Source organism: Psychroflexus sp. MBR-150 (assembly GCF_053628795.1).
This window is the reverse complement of the sequence record NZ_JBRJHB010000010.1, coordinates 73,622-92,361: the sequence shown is the minus strand read 5'-3', so window position 1 is coordinate 92,361 and position 18,740 is coordinate 73,622. Positions and strand designations below refer to the sequence as shown.

Sequence of the window (18,740 nt, the reverse complement as noted above, 5' to 3'; positions counted from 1 at the left end):
AGAACACCACCAAGTTGTAATGCACCAACTGGCTTAACCGCTTCAAGTGTAACTGCAAATTCAGTACAATTAGATTGGACAGCCACAACTTCAACAGAAACAGGTGGTTATGAATATGTCTTAATTACAGACGGTTCAACACCAGATGCCACAACCACACCAACAGGAAGTGTCGGTACGGGTGTAACAACAGCCAACCCAACGGGCTTGACACCAGTAACAGATTATGAAGCTTATGTCAGAGCCGTTTGTAGTGTAGGTGATGAAAGTGCTTGGTCACTTTCTACCAGTTTTACAACACCTTGTGATGTATTTACACCAGATTATTTAGAAGACTTTACAAATTTTGTTCCTGACTGTTGGGATGAAGCCACAGATGGCGACCCCACCACAGGACCAACAGGTTTAGGCTCTGGAAGTTGGACTTCAGATGGTTTTTTAAATGACGGTTCAAGTGGTTCTGCGAGAATAAATCTTTACAGTACATTTAAGTCTGATTGGTTATTATCACCTAGCTTTGATTTATCTGCAGGCGGTTTTGAAGTTGCTTTTACTATTGGAATTACGGTATGGAATAATACTGACGATTCTCCTATGGGAAGTGATGATGAAGTTCAATTGTTGTATTCTGATGATAACGGAGCAACTTGGAACAACCTTCAGACATGGGCAGCAGGTTCAGAACCTTCAAATGCTGGTGAATTGGTTACCGTTGACTTATCATCAATTACAGGAACAAGTGTTCAATTTGCATTTTGGGGAACTGAAGGCACTGTAGATGATGCTGAAGATTATAATATTTATATTGATAATTTCGAAGTAAGAACACCACCAAGTTGTGCAGCTCCAACAGGTTTAACCGCTTCAAATGTAACGGCAACATCGGTTCAATTAGACTGGACGGCCACAACTTCAACAGAAACAGGTGGTTATGAATATGTATTAATTACAGACGGTTCAACACCAGATGCCACAACCACACCAACTGGAAGTGTCGGTACGGGTGTAACAACAGCCAACCCAACGGGCTTGACACCAGTAACAGATTATGAAGCTTATGTCAGAGCCGTTTGTAGTGTAGGTGATGTAAGTGCTTGGTCTGCTGTGGAGAGTTTTTCAACCACACCAGATTTTTGTGGTGGAGATAATTTTGTTGACAATGGAGGTCTATCGGGAGATTATTTATCAAACTCTAATGAGACTATAGTAATTTCACCAAATAACCCAGGTGACGTCGTCAGTGTAACCTTTTTGAGTTTTGACACAGAAGCCAATTGGGATGGGCTGATGATTTATGATGGCCCAGACACTACTGAGCCAATATTTGATTCTGGATACGTAAATACTTTCGGTCCATTACCAGATGGGGCATGGAATGGTACAGGTGATTTTTCTGCAAATGGTGTAACATTTACATCAACTCACCCAAGTGGAGCTTTGACATTTGTGTTTACTTCAGATGGATTTACTCAAAATTCAGGTTGGGAAGCCGATGTAATATGTGGTCTTCCACCAAGTTGTGCATCTCCAACAGATTTAACCGCATCAAATATCACTACAACTTCAGTTCAATTAGACTGGACAGCCACAACTTCAACAGAAACAGGTGGTTATGAATATGTATTAATTACAGATGGTTCAACACCAGATGCCACAACCACACCAACTGGAAGTGTCGGTACGGGTGTAACAACAGCCAACCCAACGGGTTTAACTTCAGGTACAGATTATGATGCCTATGTTAGAGCCGTTTGTAGTGTAGGTGATGAAAGTGCTTGGTCTGCTGTGGAGAGTTTTTCAACTCTACCTGTACCACCTGCAAATGATAATTTATGTGATGCTATTGCTTTAACAATTGGTACACCTTCTACTGGCGATGCTTACACCAATGTTGGTGCAACAGCACAAACTGATGAGCCTGTTGGGTCTTGTTTTGTTGGAGGAGTTGACAGATCAGTATGGTTTACATTTATTGCTCCTGCATCTGGTTCTGTAGAAGTTTCTACGGATATTGCAGGTGGCACATTTGTCGATACAGAAATAGCCGTTTATGAAGCTCCTACAGACTGTGCTGATTTAACTACACTTGGTGCAGAATTAGGTTGTGATCAAGATGCTGGTACGACCGTTAATTATAACTCGATTCTTGACCTTACTGGTCTAACTCCTGGAAATACTTATTATATTCAGGTTGATAGATGGAATACAGCTACACCAGGAACATTTGGAATAGAAGTTAATGAAACATTATCTACTAAAACTTTTGATAGTCAGAACTTTAGTTTCTATCCAAATCCAACACAAAATACTTTAAACTTTCAAACAACTCGACAAGTTGAGTCTGTGGTAGTTTATAATATGCTTGGTCAACAAGTGATGACTGAAACGCCTAATACGGTTTCTCCTTCGCTTAATGTTGAAGCTTTACAGGCTGGAACTTATATTATGAATGTTACTATTGATGGTTCATCTGAAAACTTCAGATTTATCAAAAAATAGTTCGTTCTAAATAATAATCAGATAAAATCCCATAGCAATTTTGCTTTGGGATTTTTTTATTGTGCCTATATTTACAGCTATGAAATTTGAGTTTTCGTTTATTATACCTGTTTACAACAGACCACAAGAAATCAAAGAACTGCTTGAGTCTTTTGTAAATGTTAGAGGAATTGATACCTGCGAAATTGTTATTGTTGAAGATGGCTCTGATTTGCTTTGTAAAGATATTGTAAGTTTATTTAAAAATAAATTGGCTATATCTTACTATTTTAAGAAAAACTCAGGTCCTGGTGATTCTCGGAATTATGGAATGAAACATGCTCAAGCTGATTACTTTATTATATTAGATAGTGATGTATTATTGCCAAGTGATTACATCATTAATCTAAAAAAACACCTCAAAACACAATTTACTCACTGTTTTGGTGGTCCTGACAAAGCAAATCAAAGCTTTTCGCCTGTTCAAAAAGCGATTAACTATGTTATGACTTCACTATGGACAACTGGTGGCATAAGAGGTCGTGAGGCACAAAAGAAAAAATTTCAACCCCGAAGTTTTAATATGGGTTTGTCTAAACAAGCATTTCAAAAATCTAAAGGATTTTCAAACATTCATCCTGGTGAAGACCCTGATTTGTCTATTCGTCTTCAACAATTAGGTTTTAAAACAGCTCTATTTTCAGATTGTTTTGTCTATCATAAAAGACGTATTGATTGGAAAAATTATGCAAAGCAGATGTACAAATTTGGGCTTGTTCGTCCTATTCTCAACACTTGGCATCCATCAAGTCATAAAATTTTGTATTATTTTCCGACTTTGTTTAGTTTGGGGTTTTTGATGGCTATTGTTCTATTATTTTTTGATTATTATTTTTTTGTATTGTTATATTTATTATATTTTTCAATAATTTTTATAGATGCTTTCATCCAAAATAAAAACCTTAAAATTGCTTTTTATGCTATTTATGCAACTTGTATTCAGTTTGTTAGCTATGGTTGGGGTTATTTGAATAGCACTTTATCAATATTTGTTTTTAAAAAACCTCCAGAAAACACCTATCCAAAATTATTTTTTAAGCCTAAAACATGAAAACAACTAATCTTATAAAACTATTTTCAGCTAAAAATTATAAGGCTTACGCTGTTTTTTTAAGCTTAACATTCATATTATGGTTTGTCATACAATTGGTTAAAACCTACAATTACAATACCGATTTAATGGTTGAAATTGACCAAATTCCAAAACAATTTGTAGTTGACACAACAACTAAAACCATCAAAGTAAATATAAAAGCAAGCGGGCTAAAGTTATGGCAGTACAATTTATCATCAAAAACTATAACAATAAATTATGCAGACTTTAATAAAGAAACATCGCTATTAAAAATATCAAAAAACTCAATCATTGATAAAATGACTAACAACTTTCCTTTTGATAGCGAAAATATTTCTATTGAAGACAATGAGTTAGCTTTTGGATTTAGAAAAAAAGCAACAAAAAAAGTTCCAGTTAGAATAATTGCTGATTTAAATTTTAAATCAGGATACAACACTTTACAATCCATTCAACCTATACCAGATTCTGTGGTCATAACAGGACCAAAAAATGAATTAAAAAACATAAACTATATTCAAACTCAAAAGTTGATTTTAAAAAATATTAAAGATACTTTGTCTAGCAAAATCAGTTTAGAAATACCTTCTGAAAATATCGAAGCAACAACCTCTCAAGTTGAATATTATTTGCCCGTTGAAAAATTTTCTGAAAAAACTTTAATGGTAGATATTGAGACCATTAATATTCCTGATACTTTGCAGTTGACAACCTATCCAAGCCAAGCTAAAGTGTCGTTTTTGGTGAGTTTAAAATCTTTTGATAAAATATCAAACTCAGATTTTCAAGTGATATGCGATTATAAAAAACGATATGAAGACGACGCTATAATGATTCCTAAACTCGAAAAATATCCCAAAAATATTATTGGACCAAAATTACATATCAATAAAGTGGATTATCTCATTAAACGAAAATCATGAAAAAACCTATAGTTGTTGGCATCACTGGCGGAATTGGTAGTGGCAAATCTACAGTTGTTGAAATATTTAAAGATTTTGATGTACCAGCTTATATATCTGATATAAAAGCAAAATATTTAATGCAAACCAACCCAAATTTGATCAACAGTATCAAACAAAATTTTGGAAATCAAACTTATGATGAAGATGGTAAACTCAACAAGACTTACTTATCTGATATTGTTTTTAATAACCCTGAAAAACTCAAAATTCTTAATAATTTGGTTCATCCAGCGGTAAGAGAAGATTTTAAAAAGTGGCTGTCTTACCAAAACTCAGCTTATGTGGTTTATGAATCTGCTTTGATATTTGAACTACACCAAGAAGACAATTTTGACTATATTGTTTTGGTCACAGCACCAAAAGATTTACGCATCAAACGAGTCCAAGATAGAGATAATGTTTCTGAGGATGACGTCAAAAAAAGAATGGATAAACAAATGGATGATAGGCTGAAAAGAAAAAAAGCAGACTATATTATAGAAAATATAGATATTAATAATTTAAACAAAGAAATACATAAAATAAATGTTAATATATTAGAAAAATGCTAATAAAAATATTAAAAAAATATAAATATATTCTCATGTTAACATTAGGTTAAACAACTTAACAACTCATCATTAAAACGATAATTTTGTTAAATTATAATGCTTTATAAAAGCTTAAGTTTTAATGAAATACTCATATTTCAAATTTATAGTCATATTGATGAGCTTATCGCTTATTGGTATAATTATGGTTCAAGGCTATTGGATTAAAAATTCGGTGGTCAATAGCTCAAATCAATTTTCAATTAGTGCCAAAGAAGTCTTGATTAATGTAGCAGACAAAATCGAAAAAAACGAATTAGACAGTTATTACTACAAATTTTTAAGCATTTCAGATACATTAAGACCAATCAACAGGCAAGTCAGTGAGCTTTTTAAGATAGATGAAGAAAATTATTCAGCCGATTATTTTATCTATACCAATAGTATCTTGAGAGAAGATTACAAAATGGCTTCTCCTTTTTTGATAGGTGATAAAGACAGTATTGAATTTAAAAAATACATTAATAAAAAAATCACAAAAGTTGTAAGAAACAAACATGTCGATGGTCAGCAACACAGCTTAGAACAAGGATATGAAAAAATAGAAAACCTCAATGACCTTGAAAGGCTTCAAATTACAGACGGCGTACAGAACGAAGCTAACAAAATACCAATTCACAAACGCGTAGATAATGAAGAAGTTAAATCGCTTATAAAATCAGAAATAAGCAAACGCAATATAGATTCAGATTTTGAATTTGGTATTTATCAAGATGACTTGCCAACAAAAGTAAAATCAGAAGATTTTGACCTTAATCACGAAGCTATTTATGGCATACCTATTTTTGATTACAACGAGCAAAGTTTAGACTACAAACTATATGTCAGTTTTACAGATAAAAAATCTCAAATCTTTTCTTCTATTGCTTTTATGGGTGGTGTTTCAATTATTTTTACATTAATTATAGTATTAGCTTTTGCAGCAGCCATTTCTCAATTAATCAAACAGCGTAAAATATCTCAAATCAAAACAGATTTTATCAATAATATGACGCACGAATTTAAAACCCCAATTGCAACCATCAATTTGGCTTTAGATTCTATAAAAAACCCAAAAATATCCAAGCATCCTGAAATGCTGAAACGATATCACAAAATGATTAGAGATGAAAACAAACGCATGCATGCTCAAGTCGAAAATGTATTGCGTATTTCTAAACTCGAAAAGAATGAACTTGATATTTCGAAAGAAAGATTGAAACTTCACGACATAATACAACAAGCCATAACCCATGTTGAATTGATTGTGAAAAATAAAGAAGGTTATATAAAAACACATTTTGAAGCTAAAAAATCTTCAATTTTAGCTAATGAATCACACTTTACTAATGTGATAGTAAACATATTAGACAATGCTATAAAATATTCAACAAACGAACCAAAAATTGATATATATACCGAAAATGTAAAAAATTATATTGTTCTGAAAATTGCAGACCAAGGTATCGGTATGTCAACTTCGGTTCAAAAACGCATTTTTGAAAAATTTTATAGAGAACACACAGGAGATGTGCATAACGTGAAAGGTCATGGACTTGGTTTAGCCTACGTTAAACAAATTGTTGATGACCATCACGGTGAAATCACTGTTGAAAGTGAAAAAGGAAAAGGAAGTACATTTATAATTAAATTACCACTAATATCATAACATATGGAAACTGAAAACAAAAAAATTCTATTAGTAGAAGACGATCCAAATTTTGGAATTGTGCTTAAAGATTATTTAAGTATGAACGACTATGATGTCACTCATGCCAAAAACGGTATGGAAGGTTTTGAAAAATTCAAAAAAGACAATTTTGATCTTTGCATTCTTGACGTCATGATGCCTTACAAAGATGGTTTTACCTTAGCTAAGGAAATCAGAGAGAAAAATGAAAATATCCCAATCATTTTCTTAACGGCCAAATCCATGAAAGAAGACGTCTTAAAAGGCTATAAAGTTGGTGCAGACGACTATCTCAATAAACCATTTGATAGCGAAGTCTTATTGATGAAAATCAAAGCTATTATGCAGCGAAAATCTGTTGATAGCCTCGCAGATTCTAAACAATTTGAGTTTCAAATTGGTAACTTTTTTCTCAATTCAAAACTTCGTTTTTTAACTTATAAAGATGAAGAACCCATCAAATTGTCGCCAAAAGAAAACGAATTGCTGAGACTCTTAGCTTTACACGAAAACGATTTGATGCCCAGAGAATTAGCCTTGACCAAAATTTGGAGAGACGACAACTACTTTACATCTAGAAGTATGGACGTTTACATCGCCAAATTGAGAAAGTATCTCAAAAAAGACGATACCGTAGAAATCTTAAATATCCATGGCGAAGGTTTCAGATTGGTTGTTCACGGAAAAGACAATGAAAAAGCATAGCTAACAAAACCTGAGTTCAATATAAATTCCAATAAAATACAGATATTTAATCATTTGTCATATCGATAGAGCGAAGCATGAGCGATGAGACATCTCAGTAGGATGAGATTTCTCCTCATTCTTCGTTCGAAATGACAAGATTTGCTTACAAAAATATGTAATCATCTGATTTACAGCTTTCAATAAATAAAACTCACGTTAACAAATATTTTTTTGGCAATAGTTTTTTTATTTTTGTTTCAAATTACCAATTAATGCTATTACATTTTAATGGTTTTCATGGAACAAGTTTAAGTTCGGCAAAAAAAATAGTTAGCTCAAACTATGAATCTTCAATTGGTGATGATGAATGGTTGGGTAATGGTGTTTATTTTTTTGTAGATGGAATAAGCTCAAAGCCAGATGAACAGGCAAAGAAATGGTCAATTGTCCAAGCTTGGGATAAGCATAAAAAAACATATAAATATAAAAACTATTGTGTTATTAATTCTGAAATACAGGTTGAAGAAGATGATTATTTGGACTTAACCAAAGAAGAAGGTGTTGAAATATTATCTTATCTCTCTGAATGTTTTGAAAAGAAGCTAAGAAAACTAAATAAAAGATTTAAACCAATAGATGGTTTGCTTATTAATCTTGCCAGAGATGAAGGGATTTTGCCAATAGAGGTTGTTAAAGGAAATTTTTATATTAAATTTGCAAAAGAAAGAATTAAAAATATTACTTTAAGAACTGCTAATTGTACTATATGTACAGTATATGAACCTACAAAAAATATAACTAGTTCAAATATTATAGAAATAGGTAATATAAAAGATGAAACTGAATAAAGAAATTAAAAATCGAATAGACCAATACTTTGAAAATATAACTCCAGAGGAATTATATTTTAAAGCAATCGGTTACGGTTTTAAAGAAGAAGTAGATATAGAAATCGACAATCAATCTTTTAAGAACGTCGGACAAAACTTCTATTGTTCAAATTCTGACACTAGCTTGGATGCTAATGATATGGAATCTTTACTATTAGCAGCTTAATATGAAAATTCAACTAGATAATTGGAAAGTTACTAACGTAAACTTTGAAGCTTTAAAAGATAAACATAGAGAGGAAAATTCTTTTGACTTATCTACTGAGCATTTTTTTTCTAAAAAATTTAATGATTCTTTCGGTGTTGGTTTTGAAATTGAAATAAAAGATAAATCCTTTGACTTAATGGTTGAAGCTATGTTTATGTTTAAACTTGACGAAGATATCACAGAAGAATTTAAGCTTTCAAATTTCCCGAAAATTAATGCACCAGCAATAGCCTTTCCATTTTTAAGAGCTTACGTTTCTAACATGACTTTACAGTCTGGATATGATCCTGTGATTTTACCATCAATTAACTTTGTTCAGTTCGCTAAAGAAAAGGAAGAAGATAATTCCACTGATTCTAATCACTGATAATAATTTCATACTGCTATAACCCGTTAAATTTATTATTTGACGGGTAAAATAGTTTTGATGTAGCCTATAATTTTGTCAATATTTGCATCATATTCAAACCACTTGATGTCGTTTTGTTTTCTATACCAAGTCAGTTGACGTTTGGCATAGCGGCGAGTGTTTTTTTTGATTTCAGACTTAGCTTCTTCAAGGCTTAGTTTGCCATCAAAGTGGTCAAATAATTCTTTGTAGCCAACTGTTTGTAAGGCGTTTAAATTTCTGTATTCATAAAGAGATTGGGCTTCTTTAAGCAAACCGCTATCAAACATTTTATCGACGCGTTGTTCTATTCTCTCATAAACAATGGCTCTATCTGCGGTTAAACCAATTTTTATAGGTGTAAAATTTCTATTTGAAGTTTTCTTGGTATTGATAAATAAAGAAAATGGTTTTGAAGTGCCAATACAAATTTCTAAAGCCCGTATCAATCGATGTGGGTTTTGAATATCTACAGTTTTAAAATATTCAGGGTCAAGTTGCTCTAATTGGTCTTGTAGGGGCTTGATGCCTTCATTTTTATAGGTGGCTTTAAGTTTTTCTCTAATGGATTTATCAACGACTGGAAAATCATCAAGACCTTCTAAAACGGCTTTTTGGTACAAACCACTTCCGCCAGTTAAACAAAGTGTATTTTTAGTTTCAAAAATTTCATTTATTTTATTCAATGCTTCTTTTTCATAGTTACCAACACTGTAGTTTTCAAAAATAGATAGATGTTGAATAAAATGATGTTTGACTTGTGCTAATTCATCATCAGATGGTACAGCAGTGCCAATTTTCATTTCTCTATAAAATTGCCTTGAATCGCATGAGATAATTTCTGTATTGAAAGCTTTAGCAAGCCTGATGCTGATGCTAGTTTTGCCGATAGCCGTTGGACCGACAATGCATATCAAAGTATTTGATTTAGACGTCAAAATCTATTTTAATTCTTGCTTTAAAAAAACCTTAAGATCATTATTAGCACCAAAAAGAACCAACACGTCATTTTTATTAACAACTCTATCGGGATCAGCTATACCTTCAATCTTTTCGTTGAGTTGAAAAGATTCTGACTCATTTTTGTTTCCAGCTTCAATAACCGTTAAAACTAAAATATTAAATTTTCTTCTCAAGTGCATTTCTCTTAAAGATTGTCCAGCATATTTTTCAGGAATTTTTGCTTCAACTATTGAAAAATTGACACCTAATTCAAATGAGTCAACAATGTTTTGTAGCGAGAGTTTTTTAGACCATTTTTCTGCTGACTCTTGCTCTGGTCTCACAATATCATCCACGCCTATTGCAGTTAAAACTTTTTCGTGAAGGACATTGATAGATCGACTTATGATGCGTTTGGCGTTTAAATTTTTAAATAAAGCCGTCGCCATAACATTAGCACCTTGGTCTTCACCAATGGCAATAACAACAATATCTGTGTTTGGAATAGGTAATCCACTTACTGTGTTTTCATCAGTGGCGTCCATTCTTATGGTATGTGTTATTTTTTCTTTGTAAAACTCTACTTTTTCAAGGCTATCATCTATGGCAATGACTTCGTTTTTATTTTCTGTAAGTTTCATAGCAAGAGATGCTCCAAAATTTCCAAGACCGACAATTATATATTTCATATCAATTTTTTTTCAGATTATGTAATTAAAATTTCTTCTTTTGGATAATTATAATTCTTTTTCATAGTTTTCTTCACTATCGCCACAATTATTGTAAGCATACTAACCCGACCTATAAACATAGTCAATATTATTATAATTTTACTATAAGTGCTAAGACTTGATGTGATGCCTAAACTTAAACCAACGGTACTATAGGCTGAAAAACATTCAAAAGCTACGTCCAAAAGATTGAGTTTAGGATTAAATATAGATATCGATAAAATACTTAGCCCAATGATAAGAAGAGATAAAACTATTGTAGCAAAGGCTCGACTGATAGAAACTTGACTTATCTCTCGTCTAAATACTTCGAGTTTATTTTTACCTTGAGCAAGATTAAACACATTAAGGACAGCTACAGCAATTGTTGACGTTTTTATTCCACCACCAGTTGATGATGGCGATGCCCCAATCCACATTAATAAAATAGTAAACAAAATACTTGGCACTGCCAATTCTGCCATATCTATAGTGTTAAAACCAGCTGTTCGTGGTGTTGCTGCTGTAAATAAAGCATTGACTAACTTACCTTTAAAGTCTAAGTGAGCTAAAGCACCATCAAATTCTACACCTATAAAAAACACAAATGCACTTAAAGTAATAATGCCAGTGGTAATCAAATTCAATCGACTATTAATGTTTACTAACCAAGGTTTGTGTTTGATTTGATTTTTAAAATCAAAAAGTCTTAAAAATTTATTTTTTAAATAAGAAACTATATTAGCCACTATAGGAAAGCCTAAACCACCAAATATAAAAGTTAAGACCACTACTAATTGCAAACCATAATTAAACCTGAACCCAGTTTGATAAAGACTATTACTGAGTGTTGAAAAACCTGCATTACAAAAAGCTGAAATAGAATGAAACATTGAAAAGAAAATATGCTGACCTAAATTATCAAAACTTGAACTTTCTACATTAAAGAAGATAAAAATACCAGAAACAGCTTCTACAAAAAAAGTGATGCCAATGATATATTTTAATGTGCCAAAAACAGCATTAACTTTATTGCTTTGGGTGATTTCACTGAGCAACAACTGGCTTTCATAAGACGAACCTCTTTTAAAAAAAAAGCTGAAATAACTGGCTATGGTCAAGATACCCAAACCGCCAATTTGTATTAAAACCATAATAATACCTTGACCAAATGGTGTAAAAAATGTGCTGGTATCAACCACGATTAAACCCGTAACACAAACTGCACTTGTTGAAGTAAATAAGGCATCAATAAAACCGATGTCAGTATAGGTTGCATTTGGCAACATTAAAGCCAAAGTGCCAAATAAAATGATTATAATAAAACTGACAACAAAAATTTGAGACGGATCAAGTTTTGTTTTAGAATATTTGAAACTTAAGTTAGAAAGATATCTAACTAATCCCACAAAAATTAAAAATTCTAACCAATGAAGAGACTCAAAAGAAGCAATTTTAAAAACCTTAAACTGAGCGAGTAATAAAAAGATTGAAAACAGTATGAATATAATATCGAATATTAAAACTTTAAAAACAGATTTTTTTTGATTGATTACATACTCAAGATTTAATACCACTACATTAAAAAAAATCGTAATGACAAAAAAACTAACCAAAAACTGATTTTCAAAATTGGTATGGTTAAAACCAAAATCAAAAAGAATTAGCAAGGTTGCAACGACACTTAATCCAATATTTATTTTTTTTAAAATTTTAAATGCTGAAGATAGCTTCATAAATCTATCATTTTAAGTCTGTTGGGATGTTTTCTCATATAACTTTGAACAATATGCTTGGCATCGCGTTGATGTTTTACTGGTGTTAAAATCCGTTCTAAAATTTTAATATTTTGAATTTGTAAATTTAAGTTAAAATAAGCAAAACCAACAATATCGCCATTTTTAATATAAACTAATGATTTTTCGCCTAACTCTCTTCCTTTTGTGACTAATAAAAAATTTTTGTTTTCAAAACTATATCTATCTATGATTTCTTTTGCTCGTGCATTGTAATCATCAGCATTTTCTTTGCATAGACAAGCACCATAGCAATTTTTAATGCCATAGTTAAAACAACTTTTTTGGTGGTTGCCCAAGCTTGTTTTATTCAGACAAAGTTCGTAAGAGTTGACAAGTTGTTCTAAAAAACGTTTTGCAGAAGCTAAGTTTGAAAATGTAACTAAGGCTTTTGATTTGTTATGAATGGGTTTTGCTTTAAAATTTAGATAACCTTCACTGTCTTTGTTGACATAAACGCCATAAGTGAATTGTGTTTTTGTCAATGCACGGTTAAATTCTGGTTGGAGTGTTTTGATGTATTCGTTTTCTTTGAGAAGTGCAATCAGCTCATTGCCAGTAATATCAAACTGCACATCGTCGGTCAATCTTTGAATAGACTTTGATTTTGGATTGTCTTTTGTAAAGTGTTGACTAACTCGCTTTCTAATGTTTTTGCTTTTCCCAACATAGAGAGGTTTTTTATCTTTATCGTAAAAAAAATAAACACCGGTTTCTTGTGGAAGTGTGTCAAGAAAATTGAGTAGCTTGGTATCAACTTGTGTTTTAGGTTTGAGGCGAATATAGTTTTTTAAAGTGCTTTTGTCTCGGTCTTTGTTTAGTAAAAGTTTGAGTAATTTTACTGTGGCTTGAGCATCGCCTTCTGCACGATGTCTTCCAGCTATGGGAATACCAAGCGATTTAGTGAGCTTGCCCAAACTGTATGATGGCATATTGGGAATGAGTTTTTTAGACAGTTCTACCGTGCACAGCGATTGTCTTTGATAGTCGTAACCCAAACGTTTAAATTCAGTGCGTAAAATGCGATAATCAAACTTGGCATTATGTGCCACGATGATACAATCTTCAGTGATTTCTACAATACGCTTAGCAACTTCATGAAATTTTGGTGCAAACCGCAACATTTCTTGATTGATGCCCGTGAGTTTGACTACAAAGGCTTGGATTTTCCTTTCAGGATTAATAAGGCTACAAAATTTATCAACAACCTCATGCCCATCAAATTTATAGATAGCAATTTCGGTAATACCTTCTTCGTTGTATTTACCTCCTGTGGATTCTATGTCTATTACAGCGTAAATCTAATACTTGTTTAAGGTGTTAAAAATATTTTTGGCAAAGCTAAAGTGAAAAAAGGGAATAAACCCGCAGGGGTAAATAATTAAATTATGTAAAACCGTAAAATTGGCTGATTTTTCCGAGTAAAACGAAGAATTTCGAATTTTGTCGGGACTATCGATATTAGGCTTTATAATGAAAGTGTAATCAACCACTTTGAAACTTAAAATCACCTATTTCGCTCTATTTTAGTTGGATTTTGTCTGGTGTCAAAAACATCATTTATTTCAACTTTACCTTTAGAATAATTAATCCAGTAAATTATTTTATAGTTTTTGTAAATCAAATATCTAAAGTCTTGATTTCTTTTGCTTAGTAGTTCTTCAATTTGTCCCATTTCGGGTTGATGCTCAAGCTTGAGAGCTTCATTGTAAATACCATCTGTTATTGTTTTAGCAACATTTAAATTTACTTTGTTTTTGTAATAATTAAATATATTTTCAAGTTCTCTTTCAGAAAACTCGGTCCAATAAACTTCTAACGCCATTTCTCCATTTTAGCTTTTAAGTCACTTGCTTTAATCAATCTTCCATTTTTAGAATCTTCCAATGATCTGTCAATCCGCCTATTAAGCTCGTCAATACTCATAGGATGAAATTCTTCTTTATCAGAATTTTCGTTTTCTTTGTGCAGAATACTTTCTAAGCGTTTAATAATGTCTTCACTTTCAACTTTTAGAAATTCTTGAACAAATTCTATTTTTCTTGTTTGGATGTCCATTTCTATGATTTTTATTAAATATACAAATTAATCAATTTTATGTTTTATAAGACAAAATTTAAAAATCAAATACAACACCTGAAACTTCATTTGTCTTCAATAATTTCTTATCAGCCGATACAAAAGAGCAATTAAGATAAATAGTCGAAGCAACAATTATTGAATCAGGAAGTTTAAAATTATATTTTTTTCTTCTTCGCCTGATTTAATTGTAATAACCATAATTTTGATTTATTCAAATTTATAAAATATTATCAATTATTACGCCACAACGTATTCAATATATTTCAATTTCACTTTAACTCTATAGAAATATTTTATACGTTAAAAGGTTAAACAACTCTATGATATTGATTTTACCAATTATCATAATCTCTCTTCCCAAAAATCTTACTTCCAATCCTGACCATATTTGTGCGGTGCTCAAGTGCCAATTCATAATCTCCACTCATTCCCATTGATAGGGTAGTAAAGTGATATTGGTCTTTTAAGTCAAAATATAAATTTTCAAGCTGCGAAAATTCACGATGGATTTGTTGCTCATCATCAGTAAAAGTTGCCATGCCCATCAAGCCAACAATTTTGACGTGTTCAAAACTTTTAAGGGCATCACTTTTTAATATGTCGAGCAAATCTCTTTTGTCTAATCCAAATTTTGAGTCTTCTTCAGCTATTTTTAATTGGAGTAAACACTGAATTTGTCGATCTTCATTTTTTGCACGTTTATTGATTTCTTTAAGCAACTTTAAACTCTCTACGGCGTGGATTAAATGCACGTATTTAGCCATATATTTCACTTTATTACGTTGCACGTGACCAATCATATGCCAACGAATATCTTTAGGAAGTGCTTCATATTTGTCAGTCATATCTTGGATTTTGTTTTCGCCAAAATCCCTATGACCTATATTGTAAGCTTCTAAAATATCTTCATTAGGTTTGGTTTTTGAAACCGCTACTAAAGTGATTTCAGGCTTAAGTTTTGATTTTATTTTTCTAAGATTCTCTGCTATCATATTCCTTTCAACTTTTTAGTTTAATTTAATTTCGGCCTTAAAATTCATAAATGGTTATACCGCTTCTCAATTTAGGATCAATATAAGTAGTTTTAGGTGGCATGACCAAAGCTTCATCGGCTATGTTTTTGATTTCTTCAATTGTTGGTGGAAGCATACCAAAACCAACGGCATATTGTTTTTGATCAATAGCACTTTTGACATAAGCCATATCTTTTTGTCCTTTGATGTAATCAATACGGCTATCATTTTTTAAATCCGTTATGTTCAAAATAGGTTTTAAAACCGTTTTGTAAAGAATTTGAGCATCTAATTGTTCTAAAGCATTTTCAAATTGATATTCAGATTTTCTCAGGTAAAGCGAATAAAAATCACCATCAAGATACATACTAAAATGGTGTTTCTGATGAGGTTTGTAATAAGTTTCGCCACGATTTTCAATTTTAAAATGCTCGTCAAGTTTAATCAAAAATTCGTCTTTGTGCAATCCGTTCAAATCTGTAATCAACCGATTAAACTCGTGTATATCGAGTTGGTCTTCAGAAATCAAATAGCTCATAAAATAGTTGTAGTCTTCATCGCCATTGTGAGCGTCGTTGTTTTGAGCTAATTTTTGTGCCAAAAGTGCTGATGACGCACAGCGATGATGGCCATCTGCAATGTAAATATTTTGCATTTTAGCAAAAACTTGTTCTATGTTGTTGATATCATTCTCATCATCAATCAGCCATAAATAATGGGTTTCTCGAGAAGTTGTGGTAAATTCATATTCCGCACGTTCAGAAGTATATCGCTCAATGATTTTGTTGATACGATCTTGTTTAGGATAGGTCAACAATACAGGGTCAGCATTAAATCTTACGGTTTTTAAGTATTCCGAAAATGTATTTTCACGGTCTAAAATAGTATCTTCGTGTTTTTTGATTTTACCATTAAGATAGTCTTGACAACTTGCTTTAGCTACAAGACCAGTAAAAACCTGTTCGTTGCGATAAACAATTCTATGGATATAAAAAAGAGGCTGATTGTCTTTAATAAAAATACCATCTTCTTTAAATTCTTGAAATCGATTTTTAACTAACTTAAAACGTTTTTTACCAGAAACTTCTTTTTGATATTTATAACCTGGATTGACAATGTGTAAGAATGAAAAAGGATTGTTATCTAGTCGAGCTTCACGTTCTTTTTTAGAGTAAGTTTCGTAAGCTCTTGACGCTATCAAACTGACCTTATCTCGTGTAGGTCGTGTGGCTCTAAAAGCTTTGACAATAGGCATATTTTATGATGTAAATTGAGCAGAGACTTTCTCGGCTTTTCGACTTTCGCTGTAATCGTAGAAACCTTCGCCAGATTTTACACCCAATTTGCCAGCTCTTACCATATTGACTAATAATGGACAAGGTGCGTATTTTGGTTTTTTAAAACCTTCATACATCACTTCAAGAATAGAATGGCAAACGTCAAGACCAATAAAATCTGCCAATTGTAGTGGTCCCATTGGGTGAGCCATACCGAGTTTCATCACGGTATCAATTTCTTCAACGCCAGCTACATTGTTGTATAGAGTTTCAATAGCTTCATTAATCATCGGCATTAAAATACGATTAGCGACAAAACCAGGATAATCGTTGACTTCTGTTGGTGTTTTTTTGAGATTTTTAGATAATTCAAGAATTGTGTTTGTCGTTTCATCTGAAGTGTTATAGCCTCTGATGACTTCAACTAACTTCATAATTGGCACTGGATTCATAAAGTGCATACCAATAACTTGTTCAGGGCGTTTTGTAACCGCTGCAATTTTTGTAATAGGAATTGAACTGGTGTTAGTTGCCAGAATGGTGTCTTCTGGACATATTTTGTCTAAATTTCTAAATAAATCTAATTTGATTTTTTCGTTTTCAGTGGCCGCTTCTACAACTAATCCTGCGTATTCTGCACCTTTTTCTAAATCAGTATAAGTGTTGATGTTGTCTAACGTCTCTTTTTTTTGAGCTTCTGTGATTTTGTCTTTAGCAACCATTCTATCTAAATTTTTGGTAATGGTTGCTATGCCTCTATCAAGGTTGTTTTGAGAGGTGTCTATTAGACTAACTTTGTATCCAAATTGTGCAAATGTGTGAGCAATTCCATTGCCCATTGTTCCAGCACCGATGACGGCAATATTTTTCATAGTATATAAATTTAAAAATTATCAATTACAGATTTAGCCACTTTTAGGGCGTTTGCCGCTTGTCTAAAAGTAACTTGAGTAGGTTTGTTGTTGTTTATGGCTCTTGCAAAACTTTCTAATTCTTCAAGAATAGCATTGTTTTCTTCAACCTTGGGATTGTCAAAATAGATTTGCTTTTTCACGCCTTCGGCATTTTGTAAAATCATATCAAAATCGCCTGGTGTTTTTGGGGCATCTTTCATCTTGACGACTTCAGATTTTTTTTCTAAAAAGTCCACGGAAATGTAGGCATCTTTTTGAAAGAATCTTGCTTTACGCATATTTTTTAAAGAAATCCGACTTGCGGTGAGATTGGCAACACAACCGTTTTCAAATTGAATGCGTGCATTGGCAATATCTGGCGTTTCACTGATGACCGAAACTCCACTGGCGTTGATGGATTTTACATCAGATTTGACAACGCTTAAAATGGCATCAATATCGTGAATCATCAAGTCTAAAACTACAGGAACGTCTGTGCCACGAGGATTAAACTCTGCCAAGCGATGTGCCTCGATGAACATTGGGTTTTTTATCTTTGGTGCACTCGCTAAAAATGCTGGATTAAACCGCTCTACGTGACCCACTTGACCTTTGACTTGGTGTTTGTCAAGCAATTTTATCAAAGCTTCAGCTTCCTCAATGCTGTTGGTGATTGGTTTTTCAATAAAAGTATGTTTGCCAGCTTCAATGGCTTGTTTAGCCATTTCAAAGTGGGATAGAGTTGGTGTGACAATATCAATCACATCTACATCATCTAACAGTTTTTGGTAATCATCATAAAATTTATAACCATTATCTTGACTTATGGTTTTAGCATTGTTTTGATCCATATCATAAAAACCAACAAGGTCATAAGCTTTTGAAGCTTGAGCTAATTTCAAATGAATTTTACCCAAATGACCTGCACCAACTACACCTATTTTAAGCATATTTAAATTTTTATCAAAAATAACATTTCTTTTTTGAATTTTGATTGATGATTGTAAAGCTTTAAGA

General features: G+C 32.3%; 19 protein-coding genes. 9 read left to right on the top strand and 10 right to left on the bottom strand.

Going from position 1 to position 18,740, the window contains the following annotated elements; translation table 11 throughout:
* The 9 genes from ACSSV5_RS07530 to ACSSV5_RS07490 all read left to right on the top strand — a co-directional run.
* Positions 1 to 2,499: fibronectin type III domain-containing protein (locus ACSSV5_RS07530; RefSeq protein ID WP_454245400.1), on the top strand; the 2,499-nt coding region annotated here is incomplete at its 5' end.
* Positions 2,500 to 2,578: 79 nt separating this feature from the next.
* Complete coding sequence (locus ACSSV5_RS07525) at positions 2,579 to 3,589, top strand: glycosyltransferase (RefSeq protein ID WP_454245399.1); 1,011 nt, start codon at positions 2,579 to 2,581, stop codon at positions 3,587 to 3,589.
* Complete coding sequence (locus ACSSV5_RS07520) at positions 3,586 to 4,536, top strand: CdaR family protein (RefSeq protein ID WP_211066542.1); 951 nt, start codon at positions 3,586 to 3,588, stop codon at positions 4,534 to 4,536. Before ACSSV5_RS07525 ends, ACSSV5_RS07520 begins: the two co-directional genes overlap by 4 nt.
* Entirely contained in the window at positions 4,533 to 5,129 is a 597-nt protein-coding gene (coaE, locus tag ACSSV5_RS07515) for a dephospho-CoA kinase (protein WP_454245398.1), read from the top strand. The genes ACSSV5_RS07520 and coaE overlap by 4 nt, the downstream gene beginning before the upstream one ends.
* Before the next feature lie 121 nt (positions 5,130 to 5,250).
* Complete coding sequence (locus ACSSV5_RS07510; RefSeq protein WP_454245397.1) at positions 5,251 to 6,816, top strand: sensor histidine kinase; 1,566 nt, start codon at positions 5,251 to 5,253, stop codon at positions 6,814 to 6,816.
* Between the two features lie 3 nt (positions 6,817 to 6,819).
* Positions 6,820 to 7,542 (top strand): response regulator transcription factor, encoded by a 723-nt coding sequence (locus ACSSV5_RS07505; protein WP_454245396.1) that lies wholly within the window; start codon positions 6,820 to 6,822, stop codon positions 7,540 to 7,542.
* A 254-nt stretch (positions 7,543 to 7,796) separates the two neighbouring features.
* The gene (locus ACSSV5_RS07500) at positions 7,797 to 8,372 is read left to right on the top strand and encodes a hypothetical protein (protein ID WP_211066539.1); all 576 of its coding nucleotides are present in this window, start codon (positions 7,797 to 7,799) and stop codon (positions 8,370 to 8,372) included.
* The gene (locus tag ACSSV5_RS07495; RefSeq protein WP_454245395.1) at positions 8,359 to 8,580 is read left to right on the top strand and encodes a hypothetical protein; all 222 of its coding nucleotides are present in this window, start codon (positions 8,359 to 8,361) and stop codon (positions 8,578 to 8,580) included. The genes ACSSV5_RS07500 and ACSSV5_RS07495 overlap by 14 nt, the downstream gene beginning before the upstream one ends.
* Position 8,581: 1 nt before the next feature.
* Positions 8,582 to 8,989, top strand: coding sequence for a protein-export chaperone SecB (locus ACSSV5_RS07490; protein ID WP_211066537.1), 408 nt, complete (start codon positions 8,582 to 8,584; stop codon positions 8,987 to 8,989).
* Between the two features lie 35 nt (positions 8,990 to 9,024).
* Here ACSSV5_RS07490 and miaA read toward each other — a convergent pair whose 3' ends face one another.
* From miaA to ACSSV5_RS07440, 10 genes are all read right to left on the bottom strand, one after another.
* Positions 9,025 to 9,948 carry a tRNA (adenosine(37)-N6)-dimethylallyltransferase MiaA gene (gene miaA / locus ACSSV5_RS07485; RefSeq protein WP_454245394.1) on the bottom strand — a complete coding sequence of 308 codons (924 nt, stop codon included), beginning with the start codon at positions 9,946 to 9,948 and terminating at the stop codon, positions 9,025 to 9,027.
* A 3-nt stretch (positions 9,949 to 9,951) separates the two neighbouring features.
* Complete coding sequence (locus ACSSV5_RS07480; protein WP_454245393.1) at positions 9,952 to 10,641, bottom strand: potassium channel family protein; 690 nt, start codon at positions 10,639 to 10,641, stop codon at positions 9,952 to 9,954.
* 17 nt (positions 10,642 to 10,658) lie between these two features.
* On the bottom strand, positions 10,659 to 12,398 hold the full coding sequence (locus ACSSV5_RS07475) for a TrkH family potassium uptake protein (RefSeq protein ID WP_454245392.1): 1,740 nt from the start codon (positions 12,396 to 12,398) through the stop codon (positions 10,659 to 10,661).
* Positions 12,395 to 13,747, bottom strand: coding sequence for an exonuclease domain-containing protein (locus tag ACSSV5_RS07470; RefSeq protein ID WP_454245402.1), 1,353 nt, complete (start codon positions 13,745 to 13,747; stop codon positions 12,395 to 12,397). Before ACSSV5_RS07470 ends, ACSSV5_RS07475 begins: the two co-directional genes overlap by 4 nt.
* 218 nt (positions 13,748 to 13,965) lie before the next feature.
* On the bottom strand, positions 13,966 to 14,283 hold the full coding sequence (locus ACSSV5_RS07465) for a type II toxin-antitoxin system RelE/ParE family toxin (RefSeq protein ID WP_211066534.1): 318 nt from the start codon (positions 14,281 to 14,283) through the stop codon (positions 13,966 to 13,968).
* The gene (locus ACSSV5_RS07460) at positions 14,274 to 14,516 is read right to left on the bottom strand and encodes a hypothetical protein (protein WP_454245391.1); all 243 of its coding nucleotides are present in this window, start codon (positions 14,514 to 14,516) and stop codon (positions 14,274 to 14,276) included. The genes ACSSV5_RS07465 and ACSSV5_RS07460 overlap by 10 nt, the downstream gene beginning before the upstream one ends.
* Positions 14,517 to 14,872: 356 nt before the next feature.
* Positions 14,873 to 15,532 (bottom strand): YggS family pyridoxal phosphate-dependent enzyme, encoded by a 660-nt coding sequence (locus ACSSV5_RS07455; protein ID WP_454245390.1) that lies wholly within the window; start codon positions 15,530 to 15,532, stop codon positions 14,873 to 14,875.
* Positions 15,533 to 15,569: 37 nt separating this feature from the next.
* Complete coding sequence (locus ACSSV5_RS07450; protein ID WP_454245389.1) at positions 15,570 to 16,808, bottom strand: DUF1015 domain-containing protein; 1,239 nt, start codon at positions 16,806 to 16,808, stop codon at positions 15,570 to 15,572.
* A 3-nt stretch (positions 16,809 to 16,811) separates the two neighbouring features.
* The gene (locus ACSSV5_RS07445; protein WP_454245388.1) at positions 16,812 to 17,702 is read right to left on the bottom strand and encodes a 3-hydroxyacyl-CoA dehydrogenase family protein; all 891 of its coding nucleotides are present in this window, start codon (positions 17,700 to 17,702) and stop codon (positions 16,812 to 16,814) included.
* A gap of 11 nt (positions 17,703 to 17,713) precedes the next feature.
* Positions 17,714 to 18,673 carry a Gfo/Idh/MocA family oxidoreductase gene (locus tag ACSSV5_RS07440; RefSeq protein WP_211066863.1) on the bottom strand — a complete coding sequence of 320 codons (960 nt, stop codon included), beginning with the start codon at positions 18,671 to 18,673 and terminating at the stop codon, positions 17,714 to 17,716.
* Between the last annotated feature and the right edge of the window lie 67 nt (positions 18,674 to 18,740).